This is a genomic window from Priestia sp. 40, from assembly GCF_049368575.1.
In the GTDB taxonomy this organism is placed as follows: Bacteria; Bacillota; Bacilli; order Bacillales; family Bacillaceae_H; genus Priestia; species Priestia zanthoxyli.
Genome location: NZ_JBMPZA010000015.1, coordinates 47,845 through 66,153, shown reverse-complemented (window position 1 = coordinate 66,153; position 18,309 = coordinate 47,845). Strand labels below are relative to the sequence as shown.

Sequence of the window (18,309 nt, the reverse complement as noted above, 5' to 3'; positions counted from 1 at the left end):
ACAGCTTACATTGTTAACACAGAGTCCCAAAATGAGCAGACCATGAAGATAGATACGGCTAGTACAAAAGAAATTTTGCACGTAATGAATAAAGAAGATCAAAAAGTGGCGCTGGCTGTGCAAGAAGTACTTCCAAACGTAGAGGTAGCAGTTGAGTTTGTAAGTGAATTATTTCAAAAGGAAGGCCGGCTTATTTATGTCGGTGCGGGAACAAGCGGACGACTGGGAGTATTGGATGCTGTTGAATGTCCCCCTACTTTCAGTACCAATCCCAATCAGGTACAGGGACTGATGGCTGGAGGAGAAAAAGCATTTGTGAAAGCAGTTGAAGGTGCAGAAGATAAAGAAGAATTGGGAGCAGCAGATTTACAAAAAATTCATTTGAATGAACGAGACACAGTCATTGGAATTGCTGCAAGCGGACGTACTCCTTATGTGATTGGTGCATTAAGATATGCAAAATCTGTAAAAGCTAAAACGGTGGCGCTGTCTTGCAATGGTAATTCTCTTATTGGAAAAGAAGCGGACCATAGTATTGAGGTGGTAGTAGGTCCAGAAGTGCTAACAGGTTCCACAAGGTTAAAAGCAGCAAGCGCTCATAAAATGATTCTCAACATGATTTCTACCGCGGCTATGATCAAAGTAGGAAAAGCGTATGAAAACTTAATGATAGATGTTCATGTGAGTAATGAAAAGCTTAAAGAGCGAGCGATAGGTATTATTTGTAAAATTACAGGTGTTTCTTATGAGCAAGCAAGTCAAACGCTTGAAGAAGCAAATAATGAGGTAAAAACAGCAGTGATTATGATCAAAACAAATGAAAATTACGATACCGCAAAGACGTTACTGAATAATGCGGGGGGTTATGTGAGAAAAGCGATTGAACATTACGTATAAAGGAGAGAAACGATGTCAACAGGCGGATTAACAATGATTAAAAACACGGTGGCTAAGCTTCCGGATTCGGAGAGGAAAATTGCTGAATATATTTTAAACAACCCGCATACTGTGGTAAACAGTACGGCTGGGGAACTAGGAAGACTAGCGAATGCGAGCAGTGCCGCTGTTATTCGTTTGTGTAAATCTATCGGGGTTAGCGGCTTTCAAGAATTAAAGGTAAGAGTAGCCGGTGATTTAGCTAAAGATACAGAACAAGGATACCGCGATATTGAAACAAACGAAACGATTCAAACTATTGTCAAAAAAACAGTAAGCAACAGCATTCAAAGTTTAAGTGATACGGCCGAGCTTGTGAATTATAAAGAAGCAGAGCGGGCTGTTTTGACATTGATTGAAGCCAAAAACATTCATTTTTTTGGAATCGGTGCTTCACATATTATTGCTATGGATGCGCAACAAAAATTTCTTCGAATTAATAAAAATGCGACGGCTTTTACAGATAGCCATCTAGCAGCTACACTCATCGCAAATGCAAGTAAAGACGATGTAGTTGTGGGCATCTCTTTTTCAGGAGAGACGCCTGAAGTAAGCAATGTCTTATCTTTAGCTAAAAATCGCGGAGTAAAGACGATTAGCTTAACTAAGTACGGACAGTCTACCGTTTCGTCTTTAGCAGATATTTGTTTGTATACGTCTTATTCTCAAGAAGCGCCGTTTCGAAGCGCAGCTACATCGTCTCGTTTAGCCCAGCTTTATGTGATTGATGTTTTATTTTTAAGTATTGCAGCGCAGCAGTACGACCAGACGATTGAGTATATTGACAAAACAAGAGATGCCATTCAGTTTTTGAAAGATAAAAAATAAAAAAAGAAAGCGATTGCAAAAAGGGGATTTTGTGGTCTGTTTCCTCAGTGGCGTATCCATCTAAGAGGAAAATACAAAGGGGGATTAACATGTCTTTAGATAATCATCAATTAGCAAAGGCTGTTTTGGAGATGCTTGGGGGAGCATCCAATATTGAAGCGTATACGCATTGTATGACGCGGCTGCGCGTGACTGTAAAAGATGATTCAATCGTTAAAAAAGCAGATATACGAAAACTTGAAGGCGTGCTCGGGTTAGTGGAAGAAGAGACGCTGCAAATCATTATTGGTCCTGGCAAAGTGAACAAAGTAACAGAGGAGTTTGGAAAGCTAATTGATGAATCCGGCGGTATTAACTTAGAAAATCGTGCAACACAGCGGAAATCGGAGCTAAAAGAAAAAAATGCAACTCCGTTTAAGCTCTTGCTTCGCCGAATTGCAAGTATTTTTATTCCGTTGATACCTGCTCTTGTAGCATCTGGACTTATTACTGGAGTGACAAAAGCAGCTGTGCAAGCGAAGTGGCTTCCGGCGGATTCACAGATTGCTATTCTTTTAACCGTTATCGGAAGCGGTTTATTTGCTTATCTTGGTATTTTAGTAGGTATTAATGCCGCAAAAGAGTTTGGAGGTTCGCCAGCTCTAGGAGGCTTAGCCGGTATTTTAGTCATTAATCCTGCCATAGCTGATATTAAACTTTTTGGGGAAGCACTTCTGCCGGGGCGGGGTGGCTTAATAGGCGTATTGCTTGCAGCAATCTTTATGGCCGTGTTAGAAAAACGAGTACGTAAATTTGTCCCTCAGTCACTGGATATTATTATTACACCAACCGTTACGGTGTTAATTACAGGAATTATTACGTATGTGGTATTCATGCCAATCGGCGGCTTGATTTCAGACGGAATCACAAAAGGTCTTTTAGGAGTTTTAGAGGTTGGAGGAGTTGTAGCAGGCTTTGTTTTAGGGGCAACGTTCTTGCCGCTCGTCATTACGGGACTGCATCAAGGCCTTACTCCTGTTCATTTAGAGCTTATCAATTCAATTGGAGATGATCCGCTTCTTCCTATCCTAGCAATGGGCGGAGCCGGTCAGGTCGGTGCAGCTTTTGCTATTTATATCAAAACAAAGAAAAAACGTTTAAAGCGAGCAATTGGAGGCGCACTTCCTTCAGGACTGCTCGGAATCGGAGAGCCACTTATTTTTGGAGTCACACTTCCTTTAGGGCGGCCATTCTTAACCGCTTGTCTTGGAGCTGGAATCGGCGGAGCGTTTCAGGCGCACTTCCATATTGCAACTGTAGCAGTGGGAGTATCAGGTTTACCGCTTACGTTTTTAGTTCATGCGCATCAAATTCTTCTTTATTTACTTGGATTAGTTATTGCTTACGCAGCAGGCTTTATTTGTACCTATTTCTTTGGATTTAACGATGAAATGGCGAGGGAGTTTGAATGATTGGCATTTCGTTTTATTTGAACGATAGAGATGCCAAACAAAGATTAGTAGAAGCGAGTGAATGCGGCGTTACACGCGCATTCACTTCACTTCACATTCCAGAGGAAAAAGGAGATTTGGCTGAACGGGCAAAAGAATTGCTTCATGTGGCTAGAGAGTGTGGAATAAGCGTGTATGCAGATGTATCCAAGGATACACCAGTTCATTTAGGTATCGAAAGCCTTATGACTCTATCTTCACTTGGCGTATCAGGTATTAGACTAGACGATGGCTTTAGCGTAGAAGAAACGATTTTACTTGCGAATGAGTTTTATATTGCCCTTAATGCAAGTACATTGTCAAAACAAGAAATAGAAGCGCTGTTATCTGCAGGCCTTCATCATCATCAGCTGCTTGCTTGGCATAATTTTTATCCGCGGCCTGAAACAGGGCTTGAAGAAACGTTTTTTCAACAGCAGACAGATTTATTCAATGAACTTTGTATTCCAGTGTGTGCTTATACTCCTGGAGAAGGCGAAAAGAGAGGTCCTATTTATCAAGGTCTTCCTACTAGAGAGAAGGACCGTAATAGATGTCCTTTTATCTCTGCAGTAGATTTATACGGATGCGGAGTAACGGAGGTTTATATTGGAGATCCATACGCCAGTTCAAGTTTATTAAAACGTTTAGTTCAATATCAAGAAAACCGCATTATTCCGCTACGCATTCGTTCACCTCATATACAGGGAACGTACAGCGTGCGTCCGGATATATCAAGAGACGTTCTGCGTTTGGTGGATACACGATCTGTAGAACCAGTGCCGCCATATCATACAGTCGAGCGCGGAATTGGAGCAATTACAATGGACAATGATGGCTACGGACGTTACAGAGGAGAGGTTCAAATAGCTAAAAGGAATTTGCCTGCAAATGCTAATGTTAACGTGATTGGGCATGTGATAGAAGAAGATCATGAACTGCTTTCGTTAGTGAGATCGGGTCAAAAACTTGAGCTTATTACTGTCTAAATGGAAAAAACGTGTATTTTTAAAGAAGCCAATAGCTAACTAGTAATCTTACAAAAACAAAGAGCACACACTGCTTGAAGAAGGTGTGTGCTTTTTATTTTACTAAAAAGGAAACTATTTTCATTACCCTATCATGAACCTTTCTATTGAATAAAACGCTTTACTATGATAAAACTATTACAGGTAAACATATGATAATAGATTAATTTCATAGAGATACAACACCACTAGGGGTGCTTTCGAAGCTGAGAGAGACGAGAAGTCTTAACCCTTATAACCTGAACTAGGTAATACTAGCGTAGGAAAGAGGTATTGTAATGCATGTTTTGTATGGGATTTCCTTACGAACTCGTTATAATAATTTTGTGTACATAAACAAAAACACTTCTTTCCTGCGAAAGAAGTGTTTTTTTATGCGTAAAGGAAGGTGTCATAAATGGAAGAAACAATTGATTTGCTTGTCAAACAGGTAGAGGAGCGCAAAGGAGAGTTAATCCAGTTATTAACAACGCTTGTTTCGTATAAAACGCCAGCGCCTCCTGCACGAAATTCTCGTGAAGCGCAGCTGCACGTAGCGAATTTTCTTAAAAACTGCGGTTTCTCCATTGATATGTGGGACTTATATTCTAACGACCCCATCGTAGTGGGTACGTTAAAAGGACAAAAATCAGCTGACTATCAAAGCCTGATTATTAACGGTCATATGGATGTTGCTGAGGTACAAGAAAATGAAAAATGGGAAACAGATCCGTTTGAAGCTGTCGTGAAAGACAATAAAATCATCGGACGCGGAGTTGCTGATATGAAAGGCGGCTTGGCAGGAGCGTTGTTTGCAGTTCAGCTTTTAACGGAAGCAGGAATCAAACTGCCGGGAGACTTGATTTTTGAATCCGTTGTAGGAGAAGAAGTAGGAGAGGCAGGTACGCTGCAATGCTGTCAGAAAGGGTATACAGCTGACTTTGCGCTTGTAGCGGATACGAGTGATTTACATATTCAAGGTCAAGGCGGAGTGATCACGGGATGGATTACGATAAAAAGCAGTAAAACCTATCATGACGGTACACGCCGAAGTATGATTCATGCTGGAGGAGGGCTTTTAGCCGCAAGCGCTATTGAAAAGATGGCAAAAGTGATCGGAGGGCTGCAAGAATTGGAGCGTCACTGGGCTGTTACAAAGAGCTATCCAGGATTTTTGCCAGGGACAAATACGATTAATCCAGCAGTAATCGAAGGCGGAAGACATGCTGCTTTTATTGCAGATGAATGCAGGCTGTGGATCACCGTTCACTATTATCCCAATGAATCGTACGACCAAGTATCAAAAGAAGTGGAAGAATACATTTTAGCTATTGCAAAAGCGGATCCATGGTTAAAAGACAATCTGCCAACCTTTGAATGGGGAGGCACATCGATGATTGAAGACAGAGGAGAAATCTTTCCGTCATTAGAAATTGATGAAAATCATGCAGGAGTGCAGCTGCTTGCAAAGACTCATGAACAAATGGAAGGGAAAAAGCCTCCAATTGATGTGTCAACTAGCGTAACAGACGGGGGATGGCTAGCTGATGCGGGAATTCCGGCGGCTATTTACGGTCCGGGAAATTTAGCAAATGCACATGCTGTGAACGAACAATTAGATATTAATCAGCTTGTTCAATATACAAAAGTGATGGTGCAGTTCATTTATACGTGGCTGCATACGCATAAGGAGTGATCATCATGAAATTTAGTGAACGATTATACGAAAAGCTGCAGCCTATTTGGCGTCAAAATCATAATCATCCCTTCGTACAGGGAATGGGAGACGGAACGCTTGAAAAGGAAAAGTTTCGCTTTTACATGATTCAAGATTACCTTTACCTAATTGATTATGCCAAGTTATTTGCAATTGGAGTCATGAAAGCTACCGATCTTCAAACGATGGGGAAATTTGCAGGCCTTTTAGATTCTACGTTAAATGAAGAAATGAGCCTTCACCGTGAGTATGCCAAGAAATTTGAAATCAGCGAAAAAGAATTAGAAAAAGCGCAGCCATCGCCTACAACGCTTGCATACACACACTATATGCTACACGTTGGTCAAAGCGGAACATTAGCTGAATTAGTGGCGGCTCTTTTGCCTTGTATGTGGAGCTACTGGGAAATAGGAAAAGAACTCAGTGAAAAGCCTGGAGCTAGCAATGAATTTTACCGCGAGTGGATTGAAATGTACAGCTCAGAAGAATTTGGAGAACTTGCGACGTGGTGTATCAACTTATTTGACTCACTTACTGAAGACAAATCAGAAGCGGAGTTAGAAAAGCTCGAAGAAATTTTCTTAAATACGACGCGTTTTGAGTATATGTTCTGGGATATGGCTTATAACGAAGCGATGTGGCCAATTCATGAATAACTCTGTGTTATCTTTTCAAAACGTCAGTTTTACGTACAAAAATGGTGATAAAGCGATTTTAAAATCATTAAACTTAGACGTGAAAGAAGGCGAGTTTGTCAGTATCGTTGGAGCGAGCGGATCTGGAAAAAGTACGTTGTTTCGTCTCATTACAGGTCTTGAACAGCAGAGTGAAGGCGATATCGTGATTAACGGGCAGTCTTATGAAAAGCGACTAGGAAAAGTAGGCTACATGCCGCAGCAAGATTTGCTGCTTCCGTGGCGTACAATCTTAGACAATGCAGCGCTGCCGCTTGAGCTGCACAATGTGTCAAAAGCAAGTGCTCATCAGCAAGTGTCTCAGCTGCTTGAAGAGTTTGGCCTAAAAGGGTATGAAAACCGTTTTCCAAGTGATTTATCCGGAGGGATGAAGCAGCGCGTTTCGTTTCTGCGGACGGTATTAAGCGGTTCTAACGTGCTGCTTTTAGATGAGCCTTTTAGTGCGCTTGATGCCATTACGCGTTTGTCGATGCAGGAATGGCTGCTTGAACAATGGCAAAAGCGTAAGCACACCATCTTATTTATCACTCATGATGTAAACGAAGCGCTTTTTTTGTCAGATCGTATTTTTATCTTTTCAGACAAGCCGGTAAGTTATCTTGAAGAGGTTAAAGTGCCGCTTAGCAGGCCTCGAACGCAAAAAGATTTGAATCAACAGCGTGTGCTTGACGTGAAAGATTATTTAATTGAACAGCTAAGATCGAAGGTGAACACATGAAAAAGTACGGGGCTTCAGTGATTTTAGTCTTCATTTTGCTGGCTGCTTGGGAAATTGGAGCACGCATTGTAAACTATCCGTTTATTTTACCAACGCCCAGCGGTATTTTAACAAAGCTTTGGGATTTGCGAATGGATCTATTGTTTAAACATTTACCAGCTACGCTATCTATTGTCGTAATTGGGCTGGTTATATCCGTGGTGCTGGGAGTTATGCTGGCTGTATGGATGAATTGGAGCCCGCTTATTGAGCGTGCTTTTTATCCGCTTATTATTGCGTCGCAAATGATTCCGACCATTGCCATTGCTCCTGTATTTGTGCTGTGGTTTGGCTACTCTATTTGGAGCAAAGTGATTGTGACCGTATTAATTACGTTTTTTCCCATTACCGTCAGCACGTTTGACGGGCTTCGTTCCACAAACAAAGAATTAAAAGAACTCATGCTAACGATGGGAGCAACAAAAAAAGATATTTTCTTTAAGTTGAACATTCCTTCTGCACTGCCTCATTTTTATTCAGGGCTCAAAGTAGCGGTTACCTTTAGTATAATAGGTGCTGCCATTGGGGAATGGTTAGGTGCGCAAGCAGGCTTGGGATATTTCAGTCGTCGCATGATGACACAGTTTGATGCAGCTGGTGTATTTGCACCAATTGTGATTTTATCCGCGCTTGGTATTTTATTCTTTATTATTGTAGTAGGTTTCGAAAAACGTTCATTAAAGTGGAGGAAAACAGAATGAAAAAATGGTTTGCGATTGGGTTAAGCCTGCTGCTTGTTTTGATGCTAGCTGCTTGCGGTCAGAACAAGGAAAATAAAGCTGGTGAAAGTAAAAAATTAAAAGACGTTACAATTATGCTTGATTGGTACCCAAATGCAGTGCACAGCTTCATTTACGCTGCACAAGAAAAAGGATATTTTAAAAAAGAAGGGCTAAATGTAAAAGTACAGTTTCCTGCTAATCCAACGGACTCGCTTAATTTAGCAGCTGCGGGGAAAGTTACGCTCGGCCTTTATTATCAGCCTGATGTAGCAATGGCACGAGCAAATGAAGATGTGCCGGTAAAGTCGGTGGGAGCGATTGTAAGATCTCCGCTAAACCGAGTTGTGGCATTGAAAGATAGCGGTATTAAGCGTCCTAAAGATTTAGAGGGAAAAGTAGTAGGCTACAGCGGAACACCATTAAGTGAATCTGTTCTAAAGAAAATGGTAAAAAGCGATGGAGGAGATCCGAATAAGGTAAAATTAGTAGACGTAGGATTTGAGTTAAATTCATCGCTGATTAGTAAAAAAGTAGATGCCGTAATAGGGGCATATATTAATCACGAAGTACCATTGCTTCACAAAAAAGGGTACAAAACAGTTGACATTGATCCTTCGGATTACGGCGTGCCATCGTACTATGAGCTAGTGGCAGTTACTGGGGATCAAACGTGGGCAAAAGATTCTGATACGATTAAAGCGTTTTGGCGTGCCGCGACAAAAGGGTATGAGTACACAGAGAAACATCCAAAAGAATCACTTCAAATTCTATTAGATAACCAAGATAAATCAAACTTCCCTCTTGAAAAAGACGTGGAAACAAAAAGTTTAAATATTTTACTTCCTAAAATGAAGTCTGAACAAGGATTTGGCAGTCAAACGAAAGAATCATGGCAGTCAAATGTGGACTGGTTAAAAGAGTCAGGATTAATTAAGAAAAAGGCAAATGTAGCTGAAATGTTTGAGAATATTGTAGAATCCAATTAAATAATTTAAAACAAATTTAAAAAAACCTTCTTATACTGAACGTAACTTTCTGAACGAGAAAGTGAAAAGGTAAAGGAGGTTTTTTTATGGCTTTTACGATAGTAGATAAGGAAACATGTATTGCTTGCGGAGCATGTGGAGGGAGTGCACCAGATCTTTATGATTACGATTCAGAAGGTCTTGCTTATGCAGTGCTAGATAACAACGAAGGAACAAAAGAGGTTCCTAAACATCAGCAAGATGAGATGATGGAAGCGTATGAAGGATGCCCAACAGAATCCATTAAAGTCGCAGGGCAGCCGTTTTATGGAGATGCAACAAAATTGGAATAGGGTTTTTGGAAAAAGTTAACGATAAAGTACATTTAGTTATGCGATAAATAAATATTTGGTGAGATAGAAAGTTTCAAAACAAAAAAGGTCTTGCCTAGAGCAAGACCTTTTTTTATTCTAAATTTGCATGCTTTCCGTACATTGTATGGGTATCAAGTTCTTTCTTCTCCATGAAGCGAAGAATCAGCGCATCGTAAAAGAGAAGAAGCGTTTGTTCAAACAGTGACGCCATAGGCTGCACTGTTTGATAACTGCTTTGTTCTTGATCCTTCGGAGCACCGGGCAGCTTCACGATAAAATCAGCCAGCTTGCCAAGCTTGGAATCGGGAGAAATTGTAACTACTCCAACTTTTCCTCCAAGTTCTTTTGCTTTTTGAGCGATAGGAATCAAGCTCTTCGTCTCGCCAGAACCTGATCCGATGATTAATAAATCATCCTTCGTGAAAGTTGACGTCACGGTTTCTCCAATGACATACGCATCAATGCCCATATGCATCATACGCATAGCAAATGACTTGCCCATAAGACCTGAACGGCCTGCTCCGGTGACAAACACTTTTTTAGATGAGATGATGCCATTTACAAGCTGTTCAGCTTCATCGTCAGCGATTAGAGCTGTTGTTTGTAAAAGCTCATTCATAACCGTTTTTAAATGTTCGCTCGTCTGCATAGAAAGCTCCTTAATTTGTAATAAGCTCTTTCATTTGAGAAGCAACTGATTTTTTATCGTCTTGGCTCGTGATTCCTCCGCCAACGATAACAAGATCAGGCTGTGCTTTTACTACTTCAGGTAAAGACTCTAATTTAATGCCGCCAGCAACAGCTGTTTTTGCATTTTTCACAACGCTTTTGATTGTTACTAAATCTTCAAAAGAGTTTTGGCCAACTGCTTGAAGGTCGTATCCTGTGTGTACACAGATATAGTCAACGCCAAATTCGTCTAGCTCTTTTGCGCGTCCTTTAATATCTTTTACACCAATCATATCGACTAGAATTTTTTTACCTTGTTTTTTCGCTTCTTCAACTGCACCTTTAATTGACATATCTTCAGCTACACCTAAGATGGTAATGATGTCTGCTCCAGCTTGAGAAGCTTGCTGTACTTCATAACCAGCTGCATCCATGATTTTTAGGTCAGCTAATACTTTTAAATTAGGAAATGCTTCTTTAATTTCTTTAACGGCGCGAAGCCCTTCATTGATTACAACAGGTGTACCGATTTCCACGATATCAATATGTTCTTCAACTTCTTTTACTACCTCTTTTGCTTGAGAAATATTAACAAGATCTAACGCTAATTGTAATTCCATTCTACTCCACTCCTTACAGAAATCTATAGATACCTTTTGTGCTTTTTTACATAAAAAGCAGCTGGTGTAGTTATTGTACCCGCAGTTTGAGGTTCTTAAAAGTACGCACTTTTCCCACAAATAGTGTGGGGAATGATAGTATACAGAAGTATACTAATGGACATATCAGTCTTGTAACCGCTTAATTTTCATTAAAAATACGGATGATATTGATTAATATCATCCGCATAAAAAATAAAAACTATGAAATAGAAGGATTAGTTTCCATCATTTAATTAACGTTTCTGCCTTTTGTTCTTGATTGATCAGCACTGTATCACGGTAATTTTTACCCCAATCGTACATGGCTGTCAAAATAGGCATTAAACTTTCTCCTTCTTTTGTAAGTGAGTATTCGACTTTAGGTGGTACGACAGGATAAACTTTACGGTTAACAATTAGATCTTCTTCCAGTTCCCGCAGCTGGTTAACCAGCATGCGCGGCGTAATATCAGGAATAAGCGATTTTAGTTCCCCGAACCGTTTTGTTCCTTCACGTCCTAAGTGCCATAGTATCAGCATCTTCCATTTTCCGCCGATAATAGCAAGCGTTAATTCTTTTTCACAGTTAAATTCCTTATTAAGCTGGCTCAATTGTTTCACCCCTATGACCAATAGTATAAAATTTCTTTTACAGTACTTCTTATTATACCGGTGCTGACAATCCTTTTACAAAAATCCGGCTTGTATCTTTCCATTAAAAAACTTAGCTTTTCTTACTATATAGTTATTCTTGACTAGTGAGGTGTAAAAGGTGGCCTTTAGTCATGTTTTTTATTTTTAAGGAATTCAATTGTTTAAATATAAAAAAAGATGGGAAATCACTCAATAACGATGCTAAAGGAGGCAGTAAAAATGGAAAGAAACCAATCTGAATTACAAAACCCTGCTTTAAGCAACAGCGCAGGCATTAACAACGATGTAGGAATTAATAACAATCCACAGACAGCTAATAGCACTGCTGCTGTTAACACTGGAAAAAGCTGCAGCAGCAAGCTAGTAAAAGGTGTTGTTGTCGGAGCAGTTGTGGGTGGATGTATAACATTGCTTGATAATAAAACTCGCTCATCTGTTAAAAGAAGAGCCGTTACATTAAAGGACTCCTCTGCAAACATGATTAATCAAGTAAAAGAGAACCCTCAAGAAACAAAGGAAAAAATGGTGCAACAAATGAAAAATGCATCGAATCTTTTAAAAGATGCAATTAATGATGCCAAACATTTGTACGAGCGTGTAAATGAAGATTTCTTTAAGCAAGCAGAGGATGTGAAAAGCGTTACGCATGATGCAAAATCGACGGTAGAAGATGCTAAAAGTGATTTACAGCAAATTGGTGAAAAAGTGAAAGATGCAACTTCTGAAATTAGTAAGGACAAAATGACCCCAGACGAAAAACCAGAAGCTGAGCGTGAAAGAACATACCAATCTATTCACTAAAAAGGAGATGTTTACTGTGAGTCAAATGAATGAAGGCACCACAAAAGACATGAATAAAATTGAAGAAACGGCAGATAATTTAGGGACGGAGAAGAAAGAAGCAATTTTGCAGAATTTTGATACGTTTACTGATTATTTAAGTCAAAAAGTTTATGTCGGGAAAAAGCTCGGGTTAAGTGAGGAACAATTAACGGCCGCTACAAAAAAAGTGGCTAGCTATTTAGCCAAAAATGAGGAACCTCGAAACCGAGAAGAAAAAGTCCTTCATGAGTTATGGAAAGTCAGCAGTGAAGAGGAAAAAGAAGTTCTTTCTCATCTCATTTTAAAACTAGTTGCGTAACATTAAAAAAGCATCCCGCTATCAGGATGCTTTTTTAATGTATTAAGATGATTGATTTTGAGCTTCTTGAATTGTTTTATCCCAATCAATACCGCAATCATCCGTTGTACAAGAAGATTGCTGTCCGCAGCTTGCGCATTTTCCCTGAGTGCTCTTGCGGAAGAATTTTGTCATATGATAAAGGGCATACCCAAATATTAAAACCCCAATTAAAATATTAATAATCAATGTTAGTCACTCCTTTTAAGAAAACCCAAGTATTTTTCCAACCATGTGTACAAGCAAAGCTACGAGATAAGCGACAACTAAAGGATAGGCCACAGCAAATGCTGTCCATTTTAATGAGCCGGTTTCTCGTCGAATAACAGCGACGGTTGCTAGACACGGAACATAAAGAAGAACAAACACCATAAACGTATAGGCTGTTAGCGGTGTAAAGAATGTCTTCATTGTGTCGCCAAGCTGTCCTTCTTGTACTTTATAAATGATGCTCATAGTTGAAACAACCACTTCTTTTGCTAGGAAGCCTGTAATCAGTGATGCTACAGCTTGCCATGTCGCAAAACCTAAAGGGATAAATAGAGGAGCGATAGCACCTCCAATAATAGCCATAAAGCTATTTTCCATATCTACTCCAAAACCGCCAGGACCAGCGTAAGATGATAGCCAGATAAATACAGAGCCAGCTAAAATAACCGTACCTGCTTTTCGGACGAAATTTCGGCCTTTTTCCCACGTGCTTCTCCAAAGAGTCTTGGCTTGAGGTACGCGGTAAGGAGGAAGTTCAACAATAAAAGTTGATTGTTCGTCTTTAAGAAGCGTTACTGATAAAATTTTCGTTACAACAAGTGCTAAAATAATGCCAAGCAAGTACATAGAAAACACCACAGCTGCTCCGTTTTGCACAAAAAACGCACCTACAAACAAAGCGTATACAGGAAGACGTGCTGAGCAGCTCATAAATGGATTGACTAAAATGGTCATAAGGCGCTCTTTTCGCTGTTCAATTGTACGCGCGGCCATTATCCCCGGTACGTTACATCCAAAGCTAATAATCATCGGAATAAATGCTTTTCCGTTCAAACCGAAAAATTCCATGATACGATCCATTACTACAGCAATTCGAGCCATGTATCCTGAATCTTCAAGCAGTGAAATGAAAAAGAACAGGACAAAAATTTGTGGTACAAATACTAGTACGCCGCCTACTCCTGCAATAATGCCATCCACAATTAAATCGTGAATAAATGGAGCGGCACCAGCTGCATTTAAAAGAGAATCAGCGCCTTCACTAAGCGTTCCACCAAAGAAGCCGTCCAGTTTATCAGAAAGCGGAACGCCAATCCACGTAAACGTAATATTAAAAATCAAATACATTAAGCCAAGAAAAATAGGGAGACCAAGCCACTTATGCGTCACAATTCGATCGATTCGATCTGTGAAGGTTAGCGGTGTTTCGCTGCCTTTTACGATACACTCGCTGGAAATGCGCTCAATAAATGCTGTACGCACGTCGAAGAAATGCTCGCTAAGCGGCTTGGTTAATTTTTGTGCAGCGGCTTTTCGAAGCTCAAGCAGCTCTGGGTAACTCGTTTTTTCTTTTAATGTTGATTCGATTACGCTATTTTCCGCTAAGAATTGAATGGCAATCCATCTGCTGACGTCCGCTTTTGTTTGAATCATATGAATTGCTTGTTCAGCGGTTTCCCCATAATTTAATTGAAATGAAGGGGCTTTTAAATCTTGCTTCAAAGTGGTGAGAAGCTCATTAATTCCTTTTCCATTGCGGGCAATAATCGCTGAAACCGGAATATGTAATGATTTGCTAAGCTTCTCCAAATTAAAAGTCAATCCGCGTTTTTCCGCTACATCAATCATATTTAAGCCGATTACTAATGGCTTTCCATATTCCAATGCTTGAATAGTGAGATGCATGCTTCTTTCAAACTGAGAAGCGTCTACAATATTCAGCATACTGTTAAATTCTCCGGTTAACAAAAAGTTAGTTACCACTGCTTCATCTGAAGAAAGAGGAGTAAAATCATACACACCCGGCAAATCAACCAGCTGGCTGTTTTGCTTTTTAATAGACCCAACTTTCTTTTCAACGGTTACACCGCTCCAGTTTCCTACGTATTCATAGGAATCTGTTAATATATTGAATAAAGAAGTTTTTCCTGTGTTTGGATTTCCTAAAAGTGCAATTGTACTCATGCTGTCTCAACCTCAATTTTAGCCGCATCGCGTTTTCGGATGCTAATCATTTGACCTTGACATTCAATAATACAAGGTCCTCCTAAGATGGTTTTTTGCTTCATGCATAGTTCACAGCCTTTTTTTACTCCAAAAGAAAGAAGGCGGCGTTCTAATGATCTATCTAAAAATTCAATGTTTTTAACTTTTACTTTGTCGCCAATACTCACGGTAGTTAAATTCATCATTCAGCACTCCTGTTAATGATAATCATTTTCAATTTGTATCTATCTCGATTATACATAAGGTTCTAAAATCAATCAATGCTTCTAGAGCGTTACAATTAAAAATATATATTTATAACTATATTTTTCAGGTGAAATTATGTACGATTTTAGCAGCAAATTGTCAGGAGGGATGTGAGTGGAGGTAATCATTCGCAAAATGAGAAAAGAAGATATTACGTCTGTTCAATACGTCGCAAAGATGAGCTGGTACGATACATATGAAGGAATTATTCCTAGGAGCGTTCAGAATCGGTTTCTTTCAGAAGCATACTCCAATAAAAGGCTGCTGTGGCGCTTGCACAATTCTTTCATTTATGTAGCAACTATTGATGAGAAAATCGTAGGATACGCTAACTTTTTCCGACTGCAAAACAGAGGGGAAATAGAACTAGGATCTATCTATATACTGCCTGCTTATCAAGGAAAAGGAATCGGTTCGCAATTGTTAGAAAAAGGAATGAAGCGCTCGAAGGAATTAAAAATCGTTTACATTAACGTAGAAAGGGAAAACGGAATAGGCCGTGCTTTTTATCAATCAAAAGGTTTCCAGCTCGTGGATGAATTTGACGATGAATTTGAAGGGCATTTGTTAAAAACGATGCGGATGAAGCTAATGATTTAAGCCTATAGCATGAACGTTATCTTAAAAAAAGCTGATTTTAAACTTTCTGTTAAAATCAGCTTTTAATTACAGAATAACGATTGACCTTGTTCTTGTGAATATGGTAACATTAATCAGAACTTAATGACCGAAAATGTTTTTCGGTCAAACAGTCAGGCGGAAGTAAGGATTATTGGAGGCTAAAAAACATGAATATGATTAAAGGAGAATGGAAAAAAATCTTTTCCAAACCAATGACTATTGTTGTGATTTGCGGATTGTTATTTGTTCCATTACTTTATAATGTCATCTTTTTATCTGCTTACTGGGATCCATATGGAAAAACAGATCAAATTCCAGTTGCAGTGGTAAATGAAGATAAAGGTGCTACGTTAGATGGAAAGAAATTGAATGTCGGTCGTGATTTTGTTGATGATTTAAAGAAAAACGATAAATTTGACTGGAAATTCACGAACAAAGAAAAAGCGTTAGAAGGCTTAAAGAATGAGGACTACTATTTAGTTTTAGAAATTCCAAAGAATTTCTCTAAAAATGCAACAACATTAATGGATGAGAATCCTAAAAAGATGAAATTTATCTATCATACAAATGCCGGAAAGAACTATTCAGGCGCTCAAATTAGCTCAAATGCAGTGGCTAAAATCAATGATCAGATTAAAGAAGCAGTCACAAAGCAGTATGCTGAAACGGTATTTGACAGCTTTAAGCAAGTAGCGGACGGTCTTCAAAAAGCAAGTGACGGTGCAGGTGATCTAGAAAACGGATCGAAAACGCTGCGAGATAACATGAAGAAACTAGCAGACAGCACAGTTACGTTTGAAGACGGTACAGCTAAATTAGCAAGTGGATTAACGGATGCACGTAAAGGAGCAACAGATTTAAATGCTGGTACAGCTAAGCTACTAAACGGTGCGGATAAAATCAATGAAAACTTAGGCAGCCTAAACAGCGGTTTAGGGAAGCTAGAGAATGGAAGCGGTCAGCTGTACGCGGCTTCTAAAGAACTTGAAACAGGTGCAGGAAAGCTTAGCACTGGATTAGGAAAGCTACAAGACGGAACTGAAAAACTGCAAGGTGGGACCAAAAAACTCCAGGATGCTACAAAGCAACTTAATGAAGGAACAAAAACACTTCAAGGGAAACTACCGCAGTTCACGAGCGGCTTAAACCAAGTGGACGCTGAAGTGAGCAGCGTTACGCAGCAAATTAATCAAGCGGAACAGGAAATTACGCAGATTAAACAGCAGGTCGATTCAAAAAAAGCAGAGTTTGAACAGCAGCAGCAAGCCCTCATTGACAGCATTAACAGCAACGAGTCCATTCCCGATGAGCAAAAACAAACGCTGATTGCAGGAATTAAAAAGCTGACGTCTCAGCAGTTTATGGATGAACAGCAGCAAAAAGCAGAGCAGCTAAAAGCAAAAGTAGATAAAGTGCAAGAGTTATCTGCGGCGCTGCAAAAGCTGTCTAAAGGCGGAGAAGATATTCAAAGCGCTATTAATAAAATTGCTGATGGACAAAGTCAGCTGTATAATGGCCAAACTCAGTTATACAACGCACAAACTCAGTTATATAATGGTCAAACTCAATTATACAACGGTGCTGTTAAACTAGCAGACGGAGAAAAGCAGTTCAACAGTAAATTTGCCGAGTTCAACAGCGGTATTGCTGATGCTCATACAGGGGCTGGAAAGCTTGCTGACGGGCAGCAGCAAATTGTGGATGGACTTAAGAAGTCTGAACAAGGAAGCGCAGCGCTAGCAAATGGTTTAACGCAGCTAGAAAACGGGGCAACTAAACTAGCAAACGGATCTAAAGAGTTAACGAATGGTTCGTCCAAACTATATGATGGTTCATCTAAATTATCAGATGGAACAAGCGAGCTTCATTCATCTTTAGCGGACGGTGCAAAAGATGCAAAAGATGTTAAAGCGGACGATAAAACATACAGTATGTTTTCAAATCCAACGGATTTAAAATCAGATAAACAAAACAACGTAGATAAGTACGGTGTTGGATTAGCTCCATACATCTTATGTATTGGCTTGTTTGCGGGAACATTAATGTTTTCAGCGGTGTACCCAATGAAAGAGCCATCAATTCGACCGACATCAGGTATTTCGTGGTTCTTAAGTAAGTTTAGTGTCATCACTATTGTAGGTATGCTGCAGGCGGCGATTGCTGTTACAGCTCTTCTATGGGGCTTGCATTTAAACGTAACAAGCATTTGGCACTTCTATATCTTCACCATGATTACAGGTGTAACGTTCTTTACACTGATCTTGTTCTTAACAACAGGGCTAGGGAAAGTAGGGCAGTATTTAGCGTTTATTATTCTGCTGCTTCAAATTGGCGGCAGTGCAGGTACATTCCCTAAAGCACTTGTGCCGGAATTCTTCCAGGCAATCAATCCATACTTGCCTATGACCTATGCAATTCGCGGTTTCCGTGAAATCATTTCAATTGGTGATGATTTCGGCTATGTATGGCATCAGGCTGGCGTACTTGGAATCTTTGCAGCAATCTTCATCACTCTTTCATTGATAATGTTTTATATCAATGCCAGAAAAGAGAAGCATCACACAGAGGAAGAGGCAGCAGCATAATTTAATTAATATAAAAAGAGAGTTCC

20 protein-coding genes and 1 riboswitch are annotated in these 18,309 nt (G+C 39.7%); of the genes, 14 read left to right on the top strand and 6 right to left on the bottom strand.

The annotated features are described in order from the left end of the window. Positions 1-42: 42 nt before the first annotated feature. The 10 genes from murQ to ACO1DI_RS15210 all read left to right on the top strand — a co-directional run bounded on the left by murQ (position 43) and on the right by ACO1DI_RS15210 (position 9,449). The gene (murQ, locus tag ACO1DI_RS15255) at positions 43-897 is read left to right on the top strand and encodes an N-acetylmuramic acid 6-phosphate etherase (RefSeq protein ID WP_423145448.1); all 855 of its coding nucleotides are present in this window, start codon (positions 43-45) and stop codon (positions 895-897) included. Between the two features lie 12 nt (positions 898-909). Continuing rightward, the gene (locus ACO1DI_RS15250; protein ID WP_371905373.1) at positions 910-1,764 is read left to right on the top strand and encodes a MurR/RpiR family transcriptional regulator; all 855 of its coding nucleotides are present in this window, start codon (positions 910-912) and stop codon (positions 1,762-1,764) included. A gap of 89 nt (positions 1,765-1,853) precedes the next feature. Further along, the gene (locus ACO1DI_RS15245; protein WP_423145447.1) at positions 1,854-3,215 is read left to right on the top strand and encodes a PTS transporter subunit EIIC; all 1,362 of its coding nucleotides are present in this window, start codon (positions 1,854-1,856) and stop codon (positions 3,213-3,215) included. Then, positions 3,212-4,222 (top strand): MupG family TIM beta-alpha barrel fold protein, encoded by a 1,011-nt coding sequence (locus ACO1DI_RS15240; RefSeq protein ID WP_014461412.1) that lies wholly within the window; start codon positions 3,212-3,214, stop codon positions 4,220-4,222. Before ACO1DI_RS15245 ends, ACO1DI_RS15240 begins: the two co-directional genes overlap by 4 nt. Before the next feature lie 219 nt (positions 4,223-4,441). Beyond that, positions 4,442-4,544, top strand: a riboswitch (TPP riboswitch). Between the two features lie 114 nt (positions 4,545-4,658). Further along, positions 4,659-5,936, top strand: coding sequence for an acetylornithine deacetylase (locus ACO1DI_RS15235; protein WP_371905374.1), 1,278 nt, complete (start codon positions 4,659-4,661; stop codon positions 5,934-5,936). Positions 5,937-5,941: 5 nt separating this feature from the next. Beyond that, entirely contained in the window at positions 5,942-6,613 is a 672-nt protein-coding gene (gene tenA / locus ACO1DI_RS15230; RefSeq protein WP_371905375.1) for a thiaminase II, read from the top strand. Further along, positions 6,606-7,370, top strand: coding sequence for an ABC transporter ATP-binding protein (locus ACO1DI_RS15225; RefSeq protein ID WP_042992303.1), 765 nt, complete (start codon positions 6,606-6,608; stop codon positions 7,368-7,370). Before tenA ends, ACO1DI_RS15225 begins: the two co-directional genes overlap by 8 nt. After that, complete coding sequence (locus tag ACO1DI_RS15220; RefSeq protein ID WP_014461408.1) at positions 7,367-8,110, top strand: ABC transporter permease; 744 nt, start codon at positions 7,367-7,369, stop codon at positions 8,108-8,110. Before ACO1DI_RS15225 ends, ACO1DI_RS15220 begins: the two co-directional genes overlap by 4 nt. Then, positions 8,107-9,117 (top strand): ABC transporter substrate-binding protein, encoded by a 1,011-nt coding sequence (locus ACO1DI_RS15215; protein ID WP_243548807.1) that lies wholly within the window; start codon positions 8,107-8,109, stop codon positions 9,115-9,117. The genes ACO1DI_RS15220 and ACO1DI_RS15215 overlap by 4 nt, the downstream gene beginning before the upstream one ends. An 86-nt stretch (positions 9,118-9,203) precedes the next feature. Next, positions 9,204-9,449, top strand: a complete 246-nt coding sequence (locus tag ACO1DI_RS15210; protein WP_371905377.1) for a ferredoxin — start codon at positions 9,204-9,206, stop codon at positions 9,447-9,449. 112 nt (positions 9,450-9,561) lie between these two features. Here the strand turns inward: ACO1DI_RS15210 and hxlB are convergent, their stop codons facing one another. The 3 genes from hxlB to ACO1DI_RS15195 all read right to left on the bottom strand — a co-directional run bounded on the left by hxlB (position 9,562) and on the right by ACO1DI_RS15195 (position 11,392). Continuing rightward, a complete protein-coding gene (gene hxlB / locus ACO1DI_RS15205) occupies positions 9,562-10,119 on the bottom strand; it encodes a 6-phospho-3-hexuloisomerase (RefSeq protein WP_182420897.1) in 558 nt (185 codons plus the stop codon). Positions 10,120-10,129: 10 nt separating this feature from the next. Continuing rightward, positions 10,130-10,759: a 3-hexulose-6-phosphate synthase gene (gene hxlA, locus ACO1DI_RS15200; RefSeq protein WP_013055599.1), complete on the bottom strand. Its 630-nt coding sequence runs from the start codon at positions 10,757-10,759 to the stop codon at positions 10,130-10,132. A 267-nt stretch (positions 10,760-11,026) separates the two neighbouring features. Further along, positions 11,027-11,392: a winged helix-turn-helix transcriptional regulator gene (locus ACO1DI_RS15195; RefSeq protein WP_013055600.1), complete on the bottom strand. Its 366-nt coding sequence runs from the start codon at positions 11,390-11,392 to the stop codon at positions 11,027-11,029. A gap of 261 nt (positions 11,393-11,653) precedes the next feature. Here ACO1DI_RS15195 and ACO1DI_RS15190 point away from each other — a divergent pair, with 261 nt between their 5' ends. Continuing rightward, positions 11,654-12,235 carry a hypothetical protein gene (locus ACO1DI_RS15190; protein ID WP_014461402.1) on the top strand — a complete coding sequence of 194 codons (582 nt, stop codon included), beginning with the start codon at positions 11,654-11,656 and terminating at the stop codon, positions 12,233-12,235. Between the two features lie 16 nt (positions 12,236-12,251). Beyond that, positions 12,252-12,575 carry a DUF3243 domain-containing protein gene (locus tag ACO1DI_RS15185; RefSeq protein ID WP_014461401.1) on the top strand — a complete coding sequence of 108 codons (324 nt, stop codon included), beginning with the start codon at positions 12,252-12,254 and terminating at the stop codon, positions 12,573-12,575. Positions 12,576-12,617: 42 nt separating this feature from the next. On the opposite strand, the gene ACO1DI_RS15180 is transcribed toward ACO1DI_RS15185, so the two are convergent. Genes ACO1DI_RS15180 through ACO1DI_RS15170 form a run of 3 tightly spaced genes read right to left on the bottom strand, consistent with a single transcriptional unit; the run spans position 12,618 to position 15,016 of the window. After that, entirely contained in the window at positions 12,618-12,803 is a 186-nt protein-coding gene (locus tag ACO1DI_RS15180; protein ID WP_014461400.1) for a FeoB-associated Cys-rich membrane protein, read from the bottom strand. A gap of 15 nt (positions 12,804-12,818) precedes the next feature. Further along, positions 12,819-14,789: a ferrous iron transport protein B gene (gene feoB, locus ACO1DI_RS15175; RefSeq protein WP_423145446.1), complete on the bottom strand. Its 1,971-nt coding sequence runs from the start codon at positions 14,787-14,789 to the stop codon at positions 12,819-12,821. Then, positions 14,786-15,016 (bottom strand): FeoA family protein, encoded by a 231-nt coding sequence (locus ACO1DI_RS15170; protein ID WP_013055605.1) that lies wholly within the window; start codon positions 15,014-15,016, stop codon positions 14,786-14,788. Before ACO1DI_RS15170 ends, feoB begins: the two co-directional genes overlap by 4 nt. Before the next feature lie 175 nt (positions 15,017-15,191). On the opposite strand from ACO1DI_RS15170, the gene ACO1DI_RS15165 reads away from it, so the two are divergent. Next, positions 15,192-15,677 (top strand): GNAT family N-acetyltransferase, encoded by a 486-nt coding sequence (locus ACO1DI_RS15165; protein WP_014461398.1) that lies wholly within the window; start codon positions 15,192-15,194, stop codon positions 15,675-15,677. Positions 15,678-15,865: 188 nt separating this feature from the next. After that, positions 15,866-18,283, top strand: coding sequence for a YhgE/Pip family protein (locus ACO1DI_RS15160; protein WP_423145445.1), 2,418 nt, complete (start codon positions 15,866-15,868; stop codon positions 18,281-18,283). Positions 18,284-18,309: the final 26 nt, after the last annotated feature.

Coding starts and splice junctions, on each gene's coding strand:
- ACO1DI_RS15215 (WP_243548807.1), top strand. CDS start 8,107: ATGAAAAAATGGTTTGCGATTGGGTTAAGCCTGCTGCTTGTTTTGATG.
- ACO1DI_RS15250 (WP_371905373.1), top strand. CDS start 910: ATGTCAACAGGCGGATTAACAATGATTAAAAACACGGTGGCTAAGCTT.
- hxlB (WP_182420897.1), bottom strand. CDS start 10,119: ATGCAGACGAGCGAACATTTAAAAACGGTTATGAATGAGCTTTTACAA.
- ACO1DI_RS15190 (WP_014461402.1), top strand. CDS start 11,654: ATGGAAAGAAACCAATCTGAATTACAAAACCCTGCTTTAAGCAACAGC.
- ACO1DI_RS15240 (WP_014461412.1), top strand. CDS start 3,212: ATGATTGGCATTTCGTTTTATTTGAACGATAGAGATGCCAAACAAAGA.
- ACO1DI_RS15210 (WP_371905377.1), top strand. CDS start 9,204: ATGGCTTTTACGATAGTAGATAAGGAAACATGTATTGCTTGCGGAGCA.
- ACO1DI_RS15220 (WP_014461408.1), top strand. CDS start 7,367: ATGAAAAAGTACGGGGCTTCAGTGATTTTAGTCTTCATTTTGCTGGCT.
- ACO1DI_RS15225 (WP_042992303.1), top strand. CDS start 6,606: ATGAATAACTCTGTGTTATCTTTTCAAAACGTCAGTTTTACGTACAAA.
- hxlA (WP_013055599.1), bottom strand. CDS start 10,759: ATGGAATTACAATTAGCGTTAGATCTTGTTAATATTTCTCAAGCAAAA.
- murQ (WP_423145448.1), top strand. CDS start 43: ATGAAGATAGATACGGCTAGTACAAAAGAAATTTTGCACGTAATGAAT.
- tenA (WP_371905375.1), top strand. CDS start 5,942: ATGAAATTTAGTGAACGATTATACGAAAAGCTGCAGCCTATTTGGCGT.
- feoB (WP_423145446.1), bottom strand. CDS start 14,789: ATGAGTACAATTGCACTTTTAGGAAATCCAAACACAGGAAAAACTTCT.
- ACO1DI_RS15160 (WP_423145445.1), top strand. CDS start 15,866: ATGAATATGATTAAAGGAGAATGGAAAAAAATCTTTTCCAAACCAATG.
- ACO1DI_RS15170 (WP_013055605.1), bottom strand. CDS start 15,016: ATGATGAATTTAACTACCGTGAGTATTGGCGACAAAGTAAAAGTTAAA.
- ACO1DI_RS15235 (WP_371905374.1), top strand. CDS start 4,659: ATGGAAGAAACAATTGATTTGCTTGTCAAACAGGTAGAGGAGCGCAAA.
- ACO1DI_RS15245 (WP_423145447.1), top strand. CDS start 1,854: ATGTCTTTAGATAATCATCAATTAGCAAAGGCTGTTTTGGAGATGCTT.